The organism is Salmonella sp. 32082101201600294FB01SM01, from assembly GCF_017572865.1.
Taxonomy (GTDB): domain Bacteria; phylum Pseudomonadota; class Gammaproteobacteria; order Enterobacterales; family Enterobacteriaceae; genus Salmonella; species Salmonella enterica.
Map to the genome: position 1 here is coordinate 45,328 of NZ_JAGESB010000008.1, position 17,250 is coordinate 62,577.

Here is a 17,250-nt window from a genome sequence, read left to right on the forward strand (position 1 = left end):
TTCCATTAAACGCGTTTTACGACGTTGCCCCTGCCGGATGGCGCTACGCTTATCCGGCCTACAACGTGGGCCTGCGGTCGAAACCGTAGGGCGGATAAGCGTAGCGCCATCCGCCAATTCGTTAATTAATACAGCGCCTTACCGTTGCTGTCTTTTATACTGGTCTTCCAGGCGGTACGAACCTGCTCAACAACGTTATCCGGCAGGCTGGCGTAGTCCAGATCATTCGCTTGCTTAGCGCCATTTTTGTAGGCCCAGTCGAAGAACTTCAACACTTCAGCACCCTGCTCAGGTTTCTTCTGCGCTTTGTGGACCAGGATAAAGGTGGTGGAGGTGATTGGCCACACATCGTCACCTTTCTGGTTGGTCAGATCCTGCGCGAAGGTTTTGCTCCAGTCTGCGCCTTTCGCCGCATTAGAGAAGCTCTCTTCCGTCGGGCTTACCGGTTTGCCGTCGGCAGAAACCAGTTTGGTGTAGGCCAGGTTGTTCTGCTTGGCATACGCATACTCAACGTAGCCAATAGCGCCTGGCAGACGCTGTACAAATGCCGCGATGCCGTCGTTACCTTTACCGCCCAGGCCGGTTGGCCAGTTCACGGTAGAACCCGCGCCCACTTTCGACTTCCACTCGTCGTTGACTTTCGCCAGGTAACTGGTGAACACGAAGGAGGTACCGGAACCGTCAGCGCGACGCACCACAGCGATGTTCTGAGAAGGCAGCTTCACGCCTGGGTTCAGTTTGGTGATGGCTTCATCATCCCACTTTTTGATTTTACCGAGGTAGATGTCACCCAGCGTTTTACCATCCAGCACCAGTTCGCCGGATTTGAGGCCTGGAATATTCACCGCCAGCACCACGCCGCCGATCACAGTCGGAAACTGGAACAGGCCTTCCTGATTCAGTTTTTCGTCAGACAGCGGCGCATCGGAAGCGCCAAAATCAACGGTATTCGCGGTGATTTGTTTCACGCCGCCGGAAGAGCCTATCCCCTGGTAATTGACTTTGTTACCGGTTTCTTTCTGGTAGGTATCCGCCCATTTGGCATACACCGGTGCAGGAAACGTTGCACCGGCACCTGTCAGGCTTGCTGCTGCAAAGGCAGAGAACGCGCTCATCGATAAGGTCGCGGCGACAACAGTTGCGACAGTGGTACGCATAACTTTCATAATGTCTCCTGCACGGTTTCGGTAAATCATTGTTTGAGTTGCTACGATGAGCAAAATAGGACAAATTGATGACAGTTATATGTCTTGATTATGACGGTTTGATGACAATGGAAATAAAAAAGCTGGCCCGGGGAGACACCAGACCAGCCTGCAGGGGGAGATGAATTAAACTGTTTGCGCAACCACAGACGGTTTCAATAGCGCGTACATCAGGCCGCAGACAATCGTGCCCAGGGCAATCGAGAGCAGGTACTGCATCACATGTTCCACCGCATGCGGGATCGCCAGGACAAAGAGGCCGCCGTGTGGCGCCATCAGTGTACAACCGAAATACATGGACAGTCCCCCGGCGATTGCGCCACCGACCATCGTGGAAGGGATGACGCGCATCGGGTCTCGCGCGGCGAAGGGAATCGCCCCTTCAGAGATAAAGCACAGCCCCAGGATAAAAGATGCATTACCCGCTTCATGCTCAGCGGCATTGAATTTCGCTCTGGCCGCCCAGGTTGCGACGCCCATTCCTAATGCCGGTACCATCCCTGCCGCCATAATAGCCGCCATTGGCATATAAGAATGAGAAGCCAGTAAACCAACGCCGAAGGTATACGCAGCTTTATTCACCGGCCCGCCAAGGTCAAAACCTTGCATTGCGCCCAGCAACATTCCCAGCAAGATAGCATTCGTAGAGGTCATATTCCCCAGGAACGTCGTCAGCCCCTCCATCACCGCAGAAACGGGGCCACCCACCACGTAAATCATGATAAGGCCGGTAATCAGCGTAGACAGTAGCGGCAGAACCAGCACAGGTTTAAGCGCTTCCATCGACGCCGGCAGCTTAATATTTTGCGCCAGAAACCGTACGCTGTAACCGGCCAGAAAACCGGCCACAATCCCACCCAGGAAACCAGCGCCGCACAGGCTGGCCAACATCCCGCCAATAAGCCCCGGGGCCAGACCCGGACGATCGGCAATTGAGAAGGCAATAAACCCAGCCAGTACCGGCACCATCAGCGCAAAGGCCGCCTTACCGCCGATTTGAAATAACGCAGCCGCCAGCGTGCCCGGCTCATTGAAGGCCTGGATACCGAAGACAAAAGAGAGCGCGATACACAACCCTCCCGCCACCACCAAAGGAAGCATATGGGATACGCCGGTCATTAAATGCTTATAAACGCCGGGTAGCTCTGTTTTACCAGCTGAAGAAGAGCGCCCGGCACTCCCCTGATAGACCTCGGCGCTATTGAAAGCATTATCCATTTCCTGCGCACTCTTTTTTAGCGCCGCGCCGGTACTGGTGCGATAGAGTCTTTTGCCAACAAAGCCTGACAGATCCAGTTCAATATCCGCCGCGATAATCACCACATCCGCTTGCGCTATCTCTTCCGCGGTCAGCGTGTTCTTCGCCCCGACGGAACCGCGGGTTTCAACCTTGATCCAGTCACCACGCTTGCGGGCTTCAATTTCCAACGCTTCTGCCGCCATAAAGGTATGGGCGACGCCCGTCGGACAGGCCGTCACAGCAACAATTTTTTTAGTCATAGTAGGGTACCCTGTTCTTTTAATTTAAAGAAAAAGCGGGAAAAAATGTTACAGACGTGACCAGGCCGCGGCTTTCTGGAACAGTGCGTCATCCGGGCGAATCCCGGTATAAAGGACAAATTGCTCCACGGCCTGAATAGCAAACACTTCGGAACCGGTAATCACGGTTTTACCGCATTCACGGGCGTAGCGGATTAGCGGCGTGACGGGCGGTAGCGCCACCACATCAAAGATAACGCTCGCCTTATCCACTTCTTGTTCGGAATAAGAGAGTTTGTCGGCATCATTACCGCCAGCCATTCCGATAGGCGTGGCGTTAATTAACAAATCGGCTTCAATACCGTCGGTATCCGGGCGCCATTCATAGCCATAGAGTTCGGCCAGTTGTTTACCTGACGCTTCATCAATCGCGACAATATAACCACGGGTAAACCCCGCATCCTTCAGCGCGCAGGCCACCGCCTTTGCCATACCACCGCTGCCACGCAAAGCAAACACCAGGTCGGGAGAGACCTTGTAATTCGCCAGCAAGCGAGCTATTGCAATGTAATCGGTGTTGTACGCCTTCAGATGGCCATTGGTATTCACAATGGTATTAACTGAGTGAATGGCCTGAGCGGAAGCATCCAGTTCATCCACCAGCGGAATGCAGGCTTCTTTAAATGGCATAGAGATCGCGCACCCACGGATCCCCAGCCCGCGCACGCCGCTAATGGCCTGCGTAAGATCGGTCGGCGAAAAGGCTTTGTAGAGATAATTGAGATCCAGCGCTTCGTACAGATAGTTGTGAAAGCGTGTACCGAAGTTACTCGGGCGTGCCGCCAGGGACATGCAGACCTGAGTATCTTTATTAATGCGCTTTGTCATGATGAATCCTCATAGAAGTTGCGATAGAGAAAATCATCGGCTAAAAAGGGGATATTAAAAATTGCTCATTCCCGTTCGGGAAATTTCACCTTTTATGACAACCCGGCACACTGAACAAAAATACTTAAAGCTACTCCAGCACTATGGCGACAAGCCCGTTAGCGTGACGCTACAGGAGCTGGCGGATGTGTTGTTCTGCACCCGGCGGCATATGCGTAATCTGTTGCTTCAGATGCAGGAGGCAAAGTGGCTCATCTGGCAATCACAGGCCGGACGTGGGCATCGCGCCCGGCTTCACCTGCGCTATAAACCAGAACAGCTGTTAAGCGAAAAGGCGGAGCAGTTACTGGAGTCTGGTCATATTGATCAGGCCATTCAGCTGCTGGGTAAAAATAAGCACCAGGTGGCGCAACTGCTGCGTTCAAAGCTGGGCTATAGCGTGCGGGCAGACTATCAGCGGCTGTGCATCCCCTATTATCGGACAATGCCGTCGCTGTGCCCCGGCATACCGTTGCGTCGCTCTGAGCAGCATCTGGTCAGGCAGATTTTTAGCGGCCTGACGCGCATAAATGAGGAAAAAGGTGAAGTCGAAGCCGATCTTGCCCACCACTGGCGGCAGATTGATCCGCTGCGCTGGCGTTTTTATCTGCGCCCCGCCGTCCTCTGGCATGATGGCCAGGAGCTGACGATCGACGCGGTTATCGCTTCACTGACCCGCAGCGCTAAGCTGCCGCTGTTCTCGCACTTGCAGACCATTCAGGCCACCGGGCCGCTGAGCCTTGAAATTACGCTGGCGCACCCGGATAACCGACTGCCGCTGCTGCTCAGCCATATTGATGCCATGATCCTACCGCCTGACCATACACAACGCGCTGATTTCCCGGCACATCCTGTGGGGACTGGCCCTTATGAGGTGGTGGAAAACAATGGCTTTCATCTGCAAATGAAGGCCTTTGACCACTATTTCGGTCTGCGTGGGCTGCTGGATGAAGTGGAGGTCTTTATCTGGCCGAATTTAACGGAGACAGACAACCTGGCGGAATCGCTGTCGGATAACGACACGGCAGCCTGGCTCAGCTCCAGCCTGAGCGATGAGGATTACGTTTCCGGACGGCTTAGCCAGGTATCAGGCAAACCTTCTGACAACCTGCGCGAGATGTTTCTTGAGCGTGGAGGATATTTTTTATTATGCGACAGCCGCTCCCCGCACTGGCATACCGCCGAACATCGCCGCTGGCTGCGGGAAACACTCAGCCCTTACGCCTTACTCCAGCATCTGAGTGAGGCAATTCGCCCCTTCTGGGTACCGGGCGGCAGCCTACTGTCCTCCTGGTTTCATACTATTGAGGCGGGCCCAGCCTGTTCACCTTTTATCTCGTCGTCGCCCTACGCAAAACTGCGTCTGGCCTATCACGATCAGCACCCTGAATTTCCGATGCTCCTGGATATCATGCAAGAGATCATGCGCCAGCAGGGCATTTTACTTGAGGGCGTGGAGCTGAATTATGATGACTGGGCGAATGGCAAAGCCAATGTGGATCTCTGGCTGGGGACGGTCAATTTCCCCATTCCCGAAGAGTGGAACGTCGGTACATGGCTGCTGGGCTCCCCTTTACTGCGCCACGCCATCAGCGGTGGGGATGATGCGCTGCTGGCCCAATGGGAAACCCAGTGGCATGCCGAAACCATCAGCGCGGAACAACTGGTCAGGGAAACCACCCGTTCAGGCTGGCTACAGCCGCTTTTTCACCACTGGATGCGACTCAAAAGCCCCGACCGGGCCAGGGGGATCCACCTGAATAACCTGGGGTGGTTTGATTTCCGATCCACCTGGATTGAGCCAGGGCCTTAAAGAAGAGAATGTGACCGGGTGCCCGTAGCGCAGGCAGGCGTAGCACCTCTTAGTCGCTCTTCAGCCACCATAGAGAAAGAACAGCGCCTGTCACAGCGCACAAAAAAAGGCCGTCTGTCGACGGCCTTCTGCCTGGTGCAACATTTGTACTTACTCTACCGTCACCGATTTCGCCAGGTTACGCGGCTGGTCAACGTCGGTGCCTTTAATCAGCGCCACGTGATACGCCAGCAGTTGCAGCGGAACGGTGTAGAAGATAGGCGCGATCACTTCTTCCACATGCGGCATCTCGATGATGTGCATGTTGTCGCTGCTCACAAAACCCGCATCCTGATCGGCGAAGACGTACAACTGACCGCCACGTGCGCGAACTTCTTCGATGTTGGATTTCAGTTTCTCCAGCAGTTCGTTGTTCGGCGCCACCACAATCACCGGCATATCGGCGTCAATCAGCGCCAACGGCCCGTGTTTCAGCTCGCCTGCAGCATAGGCTTCCGCGTGAATGTAAGAGATCTCTTTCAGCTTCAGCGCGCCTTCGAGCGCAATCGGATATTGATCGCCACGCCCCAGGAACAGCGCATGGTGTTTGTCAGAGAAATCTTCCGCCAGGGCTTCGATACGTTTGTCCTGCGACAGCATCTGCTCAATACGGCTCGGCAGCGCCTGTAGGCCATGCACGATATCATGCTCAATGGACGCATCCAGACCTTTCAGACGCGCCAGTTTCGCCACCAGCATCAACAGCACGGTTAACTGGGTGGTAAAGGCTTTGGTAGATGCTACGCCAATTTCCGTACCCGCGTTGGTCATCAGCGCCAGATCGGATTCACGTACCAGCGAAGAGCCCGGCACGTTACAAATGGCGAGCGATCCGAGGTAGCCCAATTCTTTGGATAAACGCAGGCCCGCTAAGGTATCTGCCGTTTCGCCAGACTGGGAGAGTGTGATCATCAGGCTATTACGGCGCACGGCAGATTTGCGATAGCGGAATTCAGAGGCGATTTCAACGTCGCACGGAATACCTGCCAGCGATTCAAACCAGTAACGGGAAACCATACCGGAGTTGTAAGACGTACCGCAGGCGAGGATCTGAATATGCTCAACCTTTGACAGCAGTTCGTCGGCGTTCGGTCCCAGCTCGCTTAAATCCACCTGACCGTGGCTGATGCGCCCGGTAAGGGTGTTTTTGATCGCGTTCGGCTGTTCGTAGATTTCTTTCTGCATGTAGTGGCGGTAAATACCTTTATCGCCCGCGTCATATTGCAGATTGGATTCGATATCCTGACGTTTTACTTCCGCGCCGGTGTTATCGAAGATATTTACCGAACGGCGAGTGATTTCAGCGATATCGCCCTCTTCAAGGAAGATAAAGCGACGAGTCACTGGCAACAGCGCCAGCTGGTCAGAAGCGATAAAGTTTTCGCCCATACCCAGGCCAATCACCAGCGGGCTGCCAGAACGTGCCGCCAGTAGGGTATCCGGGTGACGGGTATCCATGATCACTGTACCGTACGCACCACGCAGTTGCGGGATAGCACGCAGAACAGCCTCACGCAGAGTACCTCCCTGTTTCAGTTCCCAGTTTACCAGGTGTGCAATCACTTCGGTGTCGGTTTCAGAAACGAAGGTATAGCCACGCGCTTTTAATGCTTCACGCAGCGGTTCATGGTTTTCGATGATGCCGTTATGCACCACCACAATGTGTTCAGAAACATGCGGATGCGCGTTAGCTTCTGAAGGTTCACCGTGCGTCGCCCAACGCGTGTGAGCAATACCGGTGCCGCCATGCAGAGGATGTTCTTCCGCTGCCTGAGCCAGCATCTGGACTTTACCGAGGCGACGCAGACGGGTCATATGACCTTCTGCATCAACCACGGCCAGACCGGCAGAGTCATATCCGCGGTATTCCAGACGACGTAAACCTTCGAGAAGGATTTCAGCTACATCACGCTGCGCGATAGCGCCAACAATTCCACACATAGTTTTATTTCCTGATTATGGCATTACGCCATGCGTTGTCGCTGACCTGTATGCCCGTCGTTGCGGGCGCCCCGAGCCTTGTAGAGAGTGGGGTTATTTTTATAAGTACTGCTCATGGAGCGGAGGATTATTTTATCCTCTCATCTCCGGTCTGCCGGATGGCGCTGACGCTTATCCGGCCTACAAAATCACTTTTTCTTCACCGGACGCTGCCAGCCTTGCTTATGCACCTGCGGCACGCGGCTTAATACCAGCTCATTGTCGGCTACATTACGGGTGACGGTAGTCCCTGCGGCGATGGTAGCCCCTTTACCAACAGTAACCGGCGCCACCAGTTGGGTATCGGAGCCGACAAACACATCGTCGCCAATAACCGTTTTGAATTTGTTCGCGCCATCATAGTTACAGGTGATGGTCCCCGCGCCGATATTCACGTTGTCGCCAATTTCCGCATCGCCCAGGTAGGTCAGATGGCCGGCTTTAGAACCTTTACCCAGACGCGCTTTTTTCATCTCAACAAAATTGCCGACGTGAGCGCCCGCTAACAGCTCTGCGCCGGGACGCAGGCGAGCAAACGGGCCGATGGTGCAGGCCGCTTCCAGATGCGCATCTTCCACCACGCTGTATGGGCTAATTTCGCAGTCATCGCCAATAACGCTGTTTTTAATAATGCACCCCGCGCCGATCTTCACGCGGTGACCGAGCGTCACGTTACCTTCGATGATAACGTTAGCGTCAATTTCCACATCACGCCCGTGAGCCAGATTACCGCGCAGATCAAAACGAGCCGGATCGCGCAACATAACGCCGGATAACAGCAGTTTCTCCGCCTGTTCGGCCTGGTAAATACGCTCCAGACGAGAAAGCTGTAGACGGTTATTCACGCCGTCCGTTTCGCTGATGCGAGCCGGATGCACCGCGGCGATTTCCCGTCCTTCATGATAAGCCAGCGCAATGATATCAGTGATGTAATATTCACCCTGCGCATTATTGTTAGTCAGCTTAGACAACCAGCGTTTCAGGTCCGCGCCGTTGGCGATCAGAATACCGGTGTTAATTTCCTGGATCTGACGCTGTTCATCAGTGGCGTCTTTATGTTCAACGATGCCGGTCACTTTACCGTTTTCACGCGTAATACGGCCATAGCCGCTCGGATCGTCCAGCTTCACGGTTAATAACCCAATACCACCCTGCGGTTTGGCATCGCGCAGGCGCTGTAAGGTTTCAACCGAAATCAGCGGCACGTCGCCGTAAAGCATTAAAATATCTTCATCGTCGCTAAAGAAGGGCGCGGCCTGCTGCATTGCGTGACCTGTTCCCAACTGTTCCGCCTGAAGCACCCAGTTCAGCTTGTCATCTTTCAGGGTCTTTTTTAACAACTCGCCACCGTGGCCATAGACCAGATGAACCTGTGCGGCCCCTAATTTAGTTGCTGCATCAATGACATGCTGCACCATGGGTTTACCCGCCAGCGTGTGCAGCACTTTAGGAATATCGGAATACATGCGCGTGCCTTTACCTGCGGCAAGGATCACTACGCTCATAGCACTATTTAACATACGCGTCCTGACTGTAATTTGAGAACGAATTTATACTGTTTCACGTTGAAAATACTACATTTTTTTCATCGTAAAATGGAAGAAGGATAAAACGCTCACCGGGATAACATCCCCGCCTGCTAATGAATCATTTTCGTTCATTACCGCGCCTCTTGTCTCCTGAAAAGTAAAAACACCCGCGTATTGGCAACGTAGCCCGATGTTTTTGCTGTTTTTTTACTCCATAAATAAAGAAGATAACGTAATAAAGCGCAGGGGAGCCAGAAAAGCAAAAACCAGCGACAGAGGCCGCTGGTTTTCCGTTGCGCGTATTTTTTTACTTAATTACGCGACATAAAAATCCGCAAAATATACCAGAACATGGTCGCGATAGAAGCGAACAGATGTAATGCCGCGCCAGCAGGGCGATCGGTAGGGTAATGGTGAATAATGTTAGAAGTATCGTAAAGTATAAACCCGGCGCACAGCAGTACCATTAGCGCAGAAAACCAGACACCCAGCGAGAAGCCGCAGATGACGCTGGCAATAATCGCGCCAAAAGCAATGAACCCAGCCATAGTCAGAAACGAGCGCAGAAAAGAAAAGTCTTTTTTTATGGAAAAAGCGGTAAACGTCAGACCGCCAACCAGCAACAGAGTCGTTATTGCCGCCGCGCCAATGCTCGACGGGTTAATATACGCCGCCACCGTTAACAGGGGGGCAAAAATCAGGGATTCTGCCAACACATAAATCCCCAGCCCGATAAGTTGCGTTTGATTATTCCCCGCATTATCCGCCAGACGAGTCGCCAGCATTCCCACCAGCATAAAAGCGCCGAGAACAACCAACCAGCTATATCTTCCACCAGCCAGCAGCACATCAAGCGCATACTCCCCGACCCCTATAAAACTCCACGCCGCACTCAATACGATAAAACCGACGATGGCGCCGGCGAGATGAAGATAAGCGCGACGGATAAAGGTAGTACGATCAATCCTTGAGTCGGGTTGTGGACCCGCAAAGGATGGCTGAAATGACATAGTAATAATCCCTCATTTTATGCAATAAAAACGCATCCATTCCTTCCTTCTTCGCACAATGTGCAGATGCCAATGCCAGAAAGAAGGATTTAATGAAAACAGCGCTGTCGCTGAAAACGCGTCGCCTTCAGCCGCTTGTTTTTGTCGTTGCTAGTTTATCGAATAAAAATTGAGAGGATAAAAAAAAACCAGTCCGCAATCAGACTGGTTTTATGCTTTCAAGCCGGTGTTACATCGCTTTTTTGGTCAACTCGATAACGCGCAGTTTAGCGATCGCTTTGGCCAGTTCCGCAGACGCCTGAGCGTAATCCACGTCACCGTGCGAGCTCTTAATGTGCTCTTCGGCTTTACGCTTCGCTTCCAGGGCTCGCGCTTCGTCGAGATCCTGACCGCGAATCGCGGTATCCGCCAGAACGGTCACACTGCCAGGCTGCACTTCCAGAATGCCGCCGGACAGATAGATAAACTCTTCATGACCGTGCTGCTTAACGATGCGAATCATACCAGGCTTAATGGCGGTGAGCAGCGGCGCGTGCCCCGGGTAAATCCCCAGTTCGCCTTCGCTACCCGTAACCTGGATTTTCTCGACCAGACCGGAGAACATTTGTTGCTCCGCGCTGACGACATCCAGGTGGTAAGTCATTGCCATATCACCCTCCGATTAAGGCGTTAAAGTTTTTTGGCTTTTTCCACGGCTTCGTCGATGGAACCGACCATGTAGAACGCCTGCTCCGGCAGGTGATCGTATTCGCCTTCCATAATGCCTTTAAAGCCACGGATGGTGTCTTTCAGGGAAACGTATTTGCCCGGAGAACCGGTAAATACTTCCGCCACGAAGAACGGCTGGGACAGGAAGCGCTGAATTTTACGCGCGCGAGCTACCACCAGTTTATCTTCTTCAGACAGTTCATCCATACCGAGGATGGCGATGATGTCTTTCAGTTCCTGATAACGCTGCAGGATGGACTGAACGCCACGCGCGGTGTCGTAGTGTTCCTGACCAACAACCAGCGGATCCAGCTGACGGCTGGTGGAGTCCAGCGGGTCAACGGCCGGGTAGATACCCAGGGATGCGATCTGACGGCTCAGTACCACGGTTGCATCTAAGTGCGCAAAGGTGGTGGCTGGAGACGGGTCAGTCAAGTCATCCGCCGGTACGTATACCGCCTGTACGGAGGTGATAGAACCGGTTTTGGTGGAGGTGATACGTTCCTGCAGAACGCCCATCTCTTCCGCCAGAGTCGGCTGGTAACCTACCGCGGAAGGCATACGACCCAGCAGTGCGGATACTTCCGTACCGGCCAGGGTGTAACGATAGATGTTATCGACGAACAGCAGTACGTCACGACCTTCGTCACGGAATTTCTCCGCCATGGTCAGACCGGTCAATGCAACGCGCAGACGGTTTCCCGGCGGTTCGTTCATCTGGCCATACACCAGGGATACTTTATCGATAACGTTGGAGTCGGTCATTTCGTGGTAGAAGTCGTTACCCTCACGAGTACGTTCACCTACGCCCGCAAACACTGAGTAACCGGAGTGCTCGATCGCGATGTTACGAATAAGCTCCATCATGTTTACGGTTTTACCTACACCCGCACCACCGAACAGACCGACTTTACCGCCCTTCGCGAACGGACACATCAGGTCGATAACTTTGATACCGGTTTCCAGCAGTTCCTGAGAGTTTGACAACTCTTCGTAGGAAGGCGCTGCGCGGTGAATCGCCCAACGTTCTTCTTCGCCGATCTCGCCTTTCATGTCGACCGGTTCGCCCAGGACGTTCATGATACGACCCAGCGTGGCTTTACCTACCGGGACTTCGATCGGGTGTTCGAGATCTTTTACATCCAGACCGCGACGCAGACCGTCAGAAGACCCCATCGCGATGGTACGCACGATACCGCCGCCAAGCTGCTGCTGAACTTCCAGCACCAGCTTCTCATTACCATTCTGCACCTCAAGGGCATCGTACACGCGTGGTACGGCATCCTGAGGGAACTCGACGTCGACCACGGCGCCGATTACCTGGACAATCTTTCCAGTAGCCATCTTAAATCCTCTACGAAATAACCTGGTTAAACCGCGGCGGCCCCCGAGACGATCTCGGTGAGTTCCTGAGTAATGCTGGCCTGACGAGCTTTGTTGTATACCAACTGCAGCTCTTTAATCAGGCTGCCGCCATTATCGGTTGCGGCTTTCATCGCCACCATTCGGGCGGCCTGCTCGCTGGCCAGGTTTTCTACCACGCCCTGATAAACCTGAGACTCCACATAACGACGCAGGAGAGTATCCAGCAGCGCTTTCGGGTCTGGTTCATACAGGTAATCCCAGGCTTTACGCTTCAGATCATCATCTTCTGACGCCGGCAGCGGCAGCAGTTGAGTGATCGTCGGCACCTGAGACATGGTGTTAATAAATTTGTTGCTGACAATGTAAAGCTTGTCCAGACGGCCTTCGTCGTAGGCCTGCAACATCACTTTAACCGGACCGATCAGTTCGGACAGAGAAGGGTTATCCCCCATACCTGTCACCTGAGCGACAACGTTGCCGCCTACGGAATTAAAGAATGACACGCCCTTAGAGCCGATCATTGCGAGTTCGCACTGAACGCCTTTATCGGACCATGCCTTCATATCCGCCAGCAGCTTTTTGAACAGGTTAATGTTCAAGCCACCGCACAAACCACGGTCGGTCGACACTACCAGGTAGCCCACGCGTTTAACGTCGCGCTCTTCCAGGTAGGGGTGCTTATATTCCAGATTACCGTTCGCAAGGTGACCAATCACTTTGCGCATGGTCTCTGCATAAGGACGGCTGGCCGCCATGCGATCCTGCGATTTACGCATTTTGGAAGCGGCGACCATCTCCATCGCTTTAGTGATCTTTTGCGTGTTCTGGACGCTTGCGATCTTACTACGTATCTCTTTTGCGCCGGCCATGAGCTTCTCCTCAATGCCTTACGGCCTGCCCTAAGGCAAGCCGCCAGACGTTACCAGGACTGGGTTGCTTTGAAGGAATCGAGGATGCCTTTCAGCTTGCCTTCGATTTCGTCGTTATAGCCACCGGACTGGTTGATCTCTTGCATCAGCGGAGCGTGATCACGGTCGACGTAAGCCAGCAGTGCGGCTTCGAAGCTACCGATTTTCGCCAGTTCGACATCCGCCAGATAACCACGTTCTGCTGCGAACAGAACCAGAGACTGCTGCGCGACGGACATCGGCGCATACTGTTTCTGTTTCAGCAGTTCGGTCACTTTCTGACCGTGGTCAAGCTGTTTACGGGTGGCATCGTCAAGGTCGGATGCAAACTGAGAGAACGCCGCCAGTTCACGATACTGCGCCAGCGCGGTACGAATACCACCGGACAGTTTTTTCATGATCTTGGTCTGGGCTGCGCCACCTACACGGGATACCGAGATACCCGGGTTAACCGCAGGACGAATACCGGCGTTGAACAGGTTAGATTCCAGGAAGATCTGACCATCGGTAATGGAAATTACGTTGGTCGGAACGAACGCGGAAACGTCACCTGCCTGCGTTTCGATAATCGGCAGCGCGGTCAGAGAACCGGTTTTCCCTTTCACTTCACCTTTGGTGAAGGCTTCGACGTAGTCGGCGTTAACACGCGCAGCACGCTCCAGCAGACGAGAGTGGAGGTAGAATACGTCGCCCGGGAATGCTTCACGTCCAGGCGGACGGCGGAGCAGCAGGGAGATCTGACGGTAAGCAACAGCCTGTTTAGACAGGTCATCGTAAATGATCAGCGCATCTTCGCCTCGGTCGCGGAAGTATTCGCCCATTGCGCAACCGGCATACGGCGCCAGATATTGCAGCGCAGCGGATTCGGACGCGGTCGCCACCACAACAATGGTGTTAGCCAGCGCGCCGTGTTCTTCCAGTTTGCGCACCACGTTAGAGATGGTGGACGCTTTCTGGCCGATAGCGACATAGATACATTTGATGCCGGAGTCGCGCTGGTTGATGATGGCGTCGATAGCCAGCGCGGTTTTACCGGTCTGACGGTCACCGATGATCAGTTCACGCTGACCACGACCGATTGGGATCATGGAGTCAACTGCTTTATAACCGGTCTGCACCGGCTGATCGACAGACTGACGATCGATAACGCCCGGCGCAATCGCTTCAACGGCAGAGAAGCCGTCATTATCAACCGGACCTTTACCGTCGATTGGCGCACCCAGGGTGTTTACCACACGTCCCAGCAGGCCGCGGCCAACCGGAACTTCCAGAATACGACCCGTACATTTAACCTTCATGCCTTCGGCAAGGTCAGCGTATGGACCCATGACTACCGCACCCACGGAGTCGCGCTCCAGGTTCAGTGCGATAGCGTAACGGTTACCCGGCAGGGAGATCATTTCACCCTGCATACAATCGGCCAGGCCGTGAATGCGGATAACACCGTCACTGACAGAAACAATAGTACCTTCGTTGTGAGCTTCGCTCACCACATTGAACTGAGCAATGCGCTGCTTGATCAGTTCGCTGATTTCGGTGGAATTCAGTTGCATGCTCCAGTCCCCTTAAGACTGCAAGACGTCTGCAAGGCGCTCAAGACGGCCGCGTACGCTGCCATCAATGACCATATCACCCGCCCGGATGATAACGCCTGCCATTACAGACTTATCGATTTTGCAATTCAGCTTCACTTTGCGTGACAGACGTTTTTCCATCGCGGCGCTGATTTTCGAAAGCTGCTCTTCACTCAATGCGGTTGCCGACGTAACTTCTACCTCGGAGGTAGCTTCACTGGCGGCACGCAGATGAATAAACTGCTCCAGAACATCCGGGAGCGCGTTCAGACGATTATTTTCAGCCATCACCCGAATCAGGTTCTGACCGTTTTCGTCTAACTGCTCACCGCAGACTGCGATAAACGACTCAGCGAGCGTTTCCGGCGCCAGCGCGCCAGAGAGAAGCTCTGCCATTTGTTCGTTCTTGGTTACCTCGGCGGCAAACGCCAGCATATCCTGCCAGCGCTCTACACTTTGGTGTTCAACGGCAAAGTCAAAAGCTGCTTTGGCGTAGGGGCGAGCTACCGTAACAAATTCAGACATCAGCCCCTCCCTCCTTACAGTTCAGCGACAAGTTTATCCACGATGTCGCTGTTAGCAGCTTCATCCACGGAACGTTCGATGATCTTCTCGGCGCCAGCAACAGCCAGGATAGCAACTTGCTTACGCAGCTCTTCACGGGCGCGTTTACGCTCGGCTTCAATTTCCGCCTGCGCCTGCGCCACGATTTTAGTACGTTCCTGCTCTGCTTCAGTTTTGGCTTCGTCCAGGATCTGAGCGCGGCGTTTGTTTGCCTGCTCGATGATTACCTGAGCTTCCGCTTTCGCTTTTTTCAGCTGGTCGGTCGCGCTGGCCTTTGCAAGGTCAAGATCCTTATGTGCTCGTTCAGCAGAAGCGAGACCGTCAGCAATTTCTTTCTGACGTTTCTCGATGGCTGCCATTAACGGCGGCCATACGTACTTCATGCAAAACCAGACAAAGAGAATAAACGCGATGGCCTGGCCGAGGATTGTTGCGTTAAGATTCACAGCACAATGCCTCTATCTAGTTAACCTTCTGATATTGCTCTTAATTCAAGCAACGCTTACTACGCGACAGCGAACATCACGTACAGACCCAGACCTACAGCGATCATCGGGATAGCATCCACCAGACCCATAACGATAAAGAACTGAGTACGCAGCAGAGGAATCAGATCAGGTTGACGCGCCGCGCCTTCCAGGAATTTACCCCCGAGGATGCCGATACCGATCGCAGCACCGATTGCCGCCAGACCCATCATCACAGCGGCAGCCATGTACAGCAGATCCATATTCAGGTTTTCCATGACAGTCTCCAGTTTGTTTCAGTTAAAACGTAGTAGTGTTGGTAAATTAATGCTCTTCAGACGCCATCGACAGATAGACAATCGTCAGAACCATGAAAATGAAGGCTTGCAGCGTAATAATCAGGATGTGGAAAATGGCCCACGGCACATTCAGAATCCACTGTGACCACCACGGCAACAGACCAGCAATCAGAATGAAAATCAGCTCACCGGCATACATGTTGCCGAACAGTCGCAGACCGAGAGAAACCGGTTTGGACAGCAGACTTACCCCTTCAAGGATTAAGTTGACAGGAATGAACGCCCAGTGATTGAACGGCTGCAGCGTCAACTCTTTAGCGAAGCCGCCGATGCCTTTCATTTTGATGCTGTAGAACAGAATAAGGATGAATACGCCCAGCGCCATCGACAGGGTGATGTTGACGTCAGCAGACGGCACCACGCGCGTTGCTGGCAGACCCAGCCAATGCTCAGCGATATACGGCAGCAGGTCGATAGGCAGTAAGTCCATCAGGTTCATAAGGAATACCCAGACGAAAATCGTCAGGGCCAGCGGCGCAATCAGCTTGCTTTTGCCATGGTACATGTCTTTGACGCTGCCATGCACAAAGCCGACTATCAGCTCAATCGCGGTCTGAAACTTGCCTGGCACGCCGCTGGTCGCTTTTTTAGCAACGCTACGGAACATCACCAGAAACAACAGACCCAGCACCACCGAGAAGAACATGGAGTCAATATTGAGCGTCCAGAAGGTGGCTGGGGGGTTCTGCGGATCCACCAGCGAGAAAGTACGCAGGTCCAGCTGAAGGTTATTCAGATGGTGTCCTATGTATTCCTGCGGCGTCATATTTTCTGAAGCCATGATGCCTTTTACCCTTTGTTGTTAATTACAGCCGGCGCCAGTATCTGAACCACCAGCACCAAAACCCACGTAACGATCAGCGGCAAAAACACCGCCTTTAAAACCGCCAACGCCACCACCAGTAAAACCAGCATCGCTAACACCTTGAAGGCTTCACCGAAGGCGAAAGTCCAGGACACGCGGCCCTTAGCAGGTGTATGCGCCTGGTGACGCCAGGCAAATATCATAAACAACATATTAGGCAGTGCCACTGCCAATCCCCCACATACTGCGGAGATGCCCCAGAAGGGGTCTTTGAGGCAAAACAGCAATCCACTTGCTATTACCGCCAGAAACTGAATGAACAGAAGCTTACGAGCAACGTTTCGACTCACGAGCGACACAGACATCACGTTTTTACTCCTGCTCACTTCGAGGTATGCCGCGTGTCGTATAAAACGTTCTTTAAGACTTAGAGTCAAGCATCAAAAAGCGGTCAAATTATACGGTGCGCACCCGTGATTTCAAACAATAAGTAGCCAAAAGGTGAATAAATGTTTAAA

General features: G+C 53.3%; 16 protein-coding genes. 1 reads left to right on the top strand and 15 read right to left on the bottom strand.

The window, feature by feature from the left end; all coding sequences use genetic code 11:
* Positions 1-125: 125 nt before the first annotated feature.
* The 3 genes from pstS to J4645_RS21420 form a co-directional block, all read right to left on the bottom strand.
* Positions 126-1,166, bottom strand: coding sequence for a phosphate ABC transporter substrate-binding protein PstS (gene pstS, locus J4645_RS21410; RefSeq protein ID WP_000867131.1), 1,041 nt, complete (start codon positions 1,164-1,166; stop codon positions 126-128).
* 165 nt (positions 1,167-1,331) lie between these two features.
* Entirely contained in the window at positions 1,332-2,705 is a 1,374-nt protein-coding gene (locus tag J4645_RS21415; RefSeq protein WP_000162546.1) for a fructose-specific PTS transporter subunit EIIC, read from the bottom strand.
* Between the two features lie 48 nt (positions 2,706-2,753).
* Positions 2,754-3,572 carry a shikimate 5-dehydrogenase gene (locus tag J4645_RS21420; protein WP_000166707.1) on the bottom strand — a complete coding sequence of 273 codons (819 nt, stop codon included), beginning with the start codon at positions 3,570-3,572 and terminating at the stop codon, positions 2,754-2,756.
* Positions 3,573-3,666: 94 nt separating this feature from the next.
* On the opposite strand from J4645_RS21420, the gene J4645_RS21425 reads away from it, so the two are divergent.
* Complete coding sequence (locus J4645_RS21425) at positions 3,667-5,424, top strand: SgrR family transcriptional regulator (protein ID WP_023214828.1); 1,758 nt, start codon at positions 3,667-3,669, stop codon at positions 5,422-5,424.
* Between the two features lie 150 nt (positions 5,425-5,574).
* Here the strand turns inward: J4645_RS21425 and glmS are convergent, their stop codons facing one another.
* The 12 genes from glmS to atpI form a co-directional block, all read right to left on the bottom strand.
* Positions 5,575-7,404: a glutamine--fructose-6-phosphate transaminase (isomerizing) gene (glmS, locus tag J4645_RS21430; RefSeq protein ID WP_000334059.1), complete on the bottom strand. Its 1,830-nt coding sequence runs from the start codon at positions 7,402-7,404 to the stop codon at positions 5,575-5,577.
* Between the two features lie 188 nt (positions 7,405-7,592).
* Complete coding sequence (gene glmU, locus J4645_RS21435) at positions 7,593-8,963, bottom strand: bifunctional UDP-N-acetylglucosamine diphosphorylase/glucosamine-1-phosphate N-acetyltransferase GlmU (protein ID WP_023214829.1); 1,371 nt, start codon at positions 8,961-8,963, stop codon at positions 7,593-7,595.
* A gap of 320 nt (positions 8,964-9,283) precedes the next feature.
* Positions 9,284-9,982: a Bax inhibitor-1 family protein gene (locus J4645_RS21440; protein WP_000009900.1), complete on the bottom strand. Its 699-nt coding sequence runs from the start codon at positions 9,980-9,982 to the stop codon at positions 9,284-9,286.
* Positions 9,983-10,211: 229 nt separating this feature from the next.
* Positions 10,212-10,631: a F0F1 ATP synthase subunit epsilon gene (locus J4645_RS21445; RefSeq protein ID WP_001251971.1), complete on the bottom strand. Its 420-nt coding sequence runs from the start codon at positions 10,629-10,631 to the stop codon at positions 10,212-10,214.
* Between the two features lie 20 nt (positions 10,632-10,651).
* Positions 10,652-12,034 (bottom strand): F0F1 ATP synthase subunit beta, encoded by a 1,383-nt coding sequence (gene atpD, locus J4645_RS21450; protein WP_000190499.1) that lies wholly within the window; start codon positions 12,032-12,034, stop codon positions 10,652-10,654.
* A gap of 26 nt (positions 12,035-12,060) precedes the next feature.
* On the bottom strand, positions 12,061-12,924 hold the full coding sequence (gene atpG / locus J4645_RS21455) for a F0F1 ATP synthase subunit gamma (protein WP_000896506.1): 864 nt from the start codon (positions 12,922-12,924) through the stop codon (positions 12,061-12,063).
* A 50-nt stretch (positions 12,925-12,974) separates the two neighbouring features.
* A complete protein-coding gene (atpA, locus tag J4645_RS21460) occupies positions 12,975-14,516 on the bottom strand; it encodes a F0F1 ATP synthase subunit alpha (protein ID WP_001176751.1) in 1,542 nt (513 codons plus the stop codon).
* A 12-nt stretch (positions 14,517-14,528) separates the two neighbouring features.
* On the bottom strand, positions 14,529-15,062 hold the full coding sequence (gene atpH / locus J4645_RS21465; protein ID WP_001288957.1) for a F0F1 ATP synthase subunit delta: 534 nt from the start codon (positions 15,060-15,062) through the stop codon (positions 14,529-14,531).
* Positions 15,063-15,076: 14 nt separating this feature from the next.
* Positions 15,077-15,547 carry a F0F1 ATP synthase subunit B gene (gene atpF, locus J4645_RS21470; protein ID WP_001052212.1) on the bottom strand — a complete coding sequence of 157 codons (471 nt, stop codon included), beginning with the start codon at positions 15,545-15,547 and terminating at the stop codon, positions 15,077-15,079.
* Between the two features lie 59 nt (positions 15,548-15,606).
* Positions 15,607-15,846, bottom strand: a complete 240-nt coding sequence (gene atpE, locus J4645_RS21475; protein ID WP_000429386.1) for a F0F1 ATP synthase subunit C — start codon at positions 15,844-15,846, stop codon at positions 15,607-15,609.
* Between the two features lie 46 nt (positions 15,847-15,892).
* Complete coding sequence (gene atpB, locus J4645_RS21480; protein ID WP_000135632.1) at positions 15,893-16,708, bottom strand: F0F1 ATP synthase subunit A; 816 nt, start codon at positions 16,706-16,708, stop codon at positions 15,893-15,895.
* Between the two features lie 8 nt (positions 16,709-16,716).
* A complete protein-coding gene (gene atpI, locus J4645_RS21485) occupies positions 16,717-17,097 on the bottom strand; it encodes a F0F1 ATP synthase subunit I (protein WP_000116685.1) in 381 nt (126 codons plus the stop codon).
* Between the last annotated feature and the right edge of the window lie 153 nt (positions 17,098-17,250).

Bases quoted from the DNA above. Each gene is read 5' to 3' on its own strand.
- atpD (WP_000190499.1), bottom strand. From the start codon at position 12,034: ATGGCTACTGGAAAGATTGTCCAGGTAATCGGCGCCGTGGTCGACGTC.
- J4645_RS21420 (WP_000166707.1), bottom strand. From the start codon at position 3,572: ATGACAAAGCGCATTAATAAAGATACTCAGGTCTGCATGTCCCTGGCG.
- J4645_RS21415 (WP_000162546.1), bottom strand. From the start codon at position 2,705: ATGACTAAAAAAATTGTTGCTGTGACGGCCTGTCCGACGGGCGTCGCC.
- atpG (WP_000896506.1), bottom strand. From the start codon at position 12,924: ATGGCCGGCGCAAAAGAGATACGTAGTAAGATCGCAAGCGTCCAGAAC.
- atpE (WP_000429386.1), bottom strand. From the start codon at position 15,846: ATGGAAAACCTGAATATGGATCTGCTGTACATGGCTGCCGCTGTGATG.
- atpB (WP_000135632.1), bottom strand. From the start codon at position 16,708: ATGGCTTCAGAAAATATGACGCCGCAGGAATACATAGGACACCATCTG.
- J4645_RS21445 (WP_001251971.1), bottom strand. From the start codon at position 10,631: ATGGCAATGACTTACCACCTGGATGTCGTCAGCGCGGAGCAACAAATG.
- atpI (WP_000116685.1), bottom strand. From the start codon at position 17,097: ATGTCTGTGTCGCTCGTGAGTCGAAACGTTGCTCGTAAGCTTCTGTTC.
- atpH (WP_001288957.1), bottom strand. From the start codon at position 15,062: ATGTCTGAATTTGTTACGGTAGCTCGCCCCTACGCCAAAGCAGCTTTT.
- glmU (WP_023214829.1), bottom strand. From the start codon at position 8,963: ATGTTAAATAGTGCTATGAGCGTAGTGATCCTTGCCGCAGGTAAAGGC.
- atpA (WP_001176751.1), bottom strand. From the start codon at position 14,516: ATGCAACTGAATTCCACCGAAATCAGCGAACTGATCAAGCAGCGCATT.
- glmS (WP_000334059.1), bottom strand. From the start codon at position 7,404: ATGTGTGGAATTGTTGGCGCTATCGCGCAGCGTGATGTAGCTGAAATC.
- J4645_RS21440 (WP_000009900.1), bottom strand. From the start codon at position 9,982: ATGTCATTTCAGCCATCCTTTGCGGGTCCACAACCCGACTCAAGGATT.
- J4645_RS21425 (WP_023214828.1), top strand. From the start codon at position 3,667: ATGACAACCCGGCACACTGAACAAAAATACTTAAAGCTACTCCAGCAC.
- pstS (WP_000867131.1), bottom strand. From the start codon at position 1,166: ATGAAAGTTATGCGTACCACTGTCGCAACTGTTGTCGCCGCGACCTTA.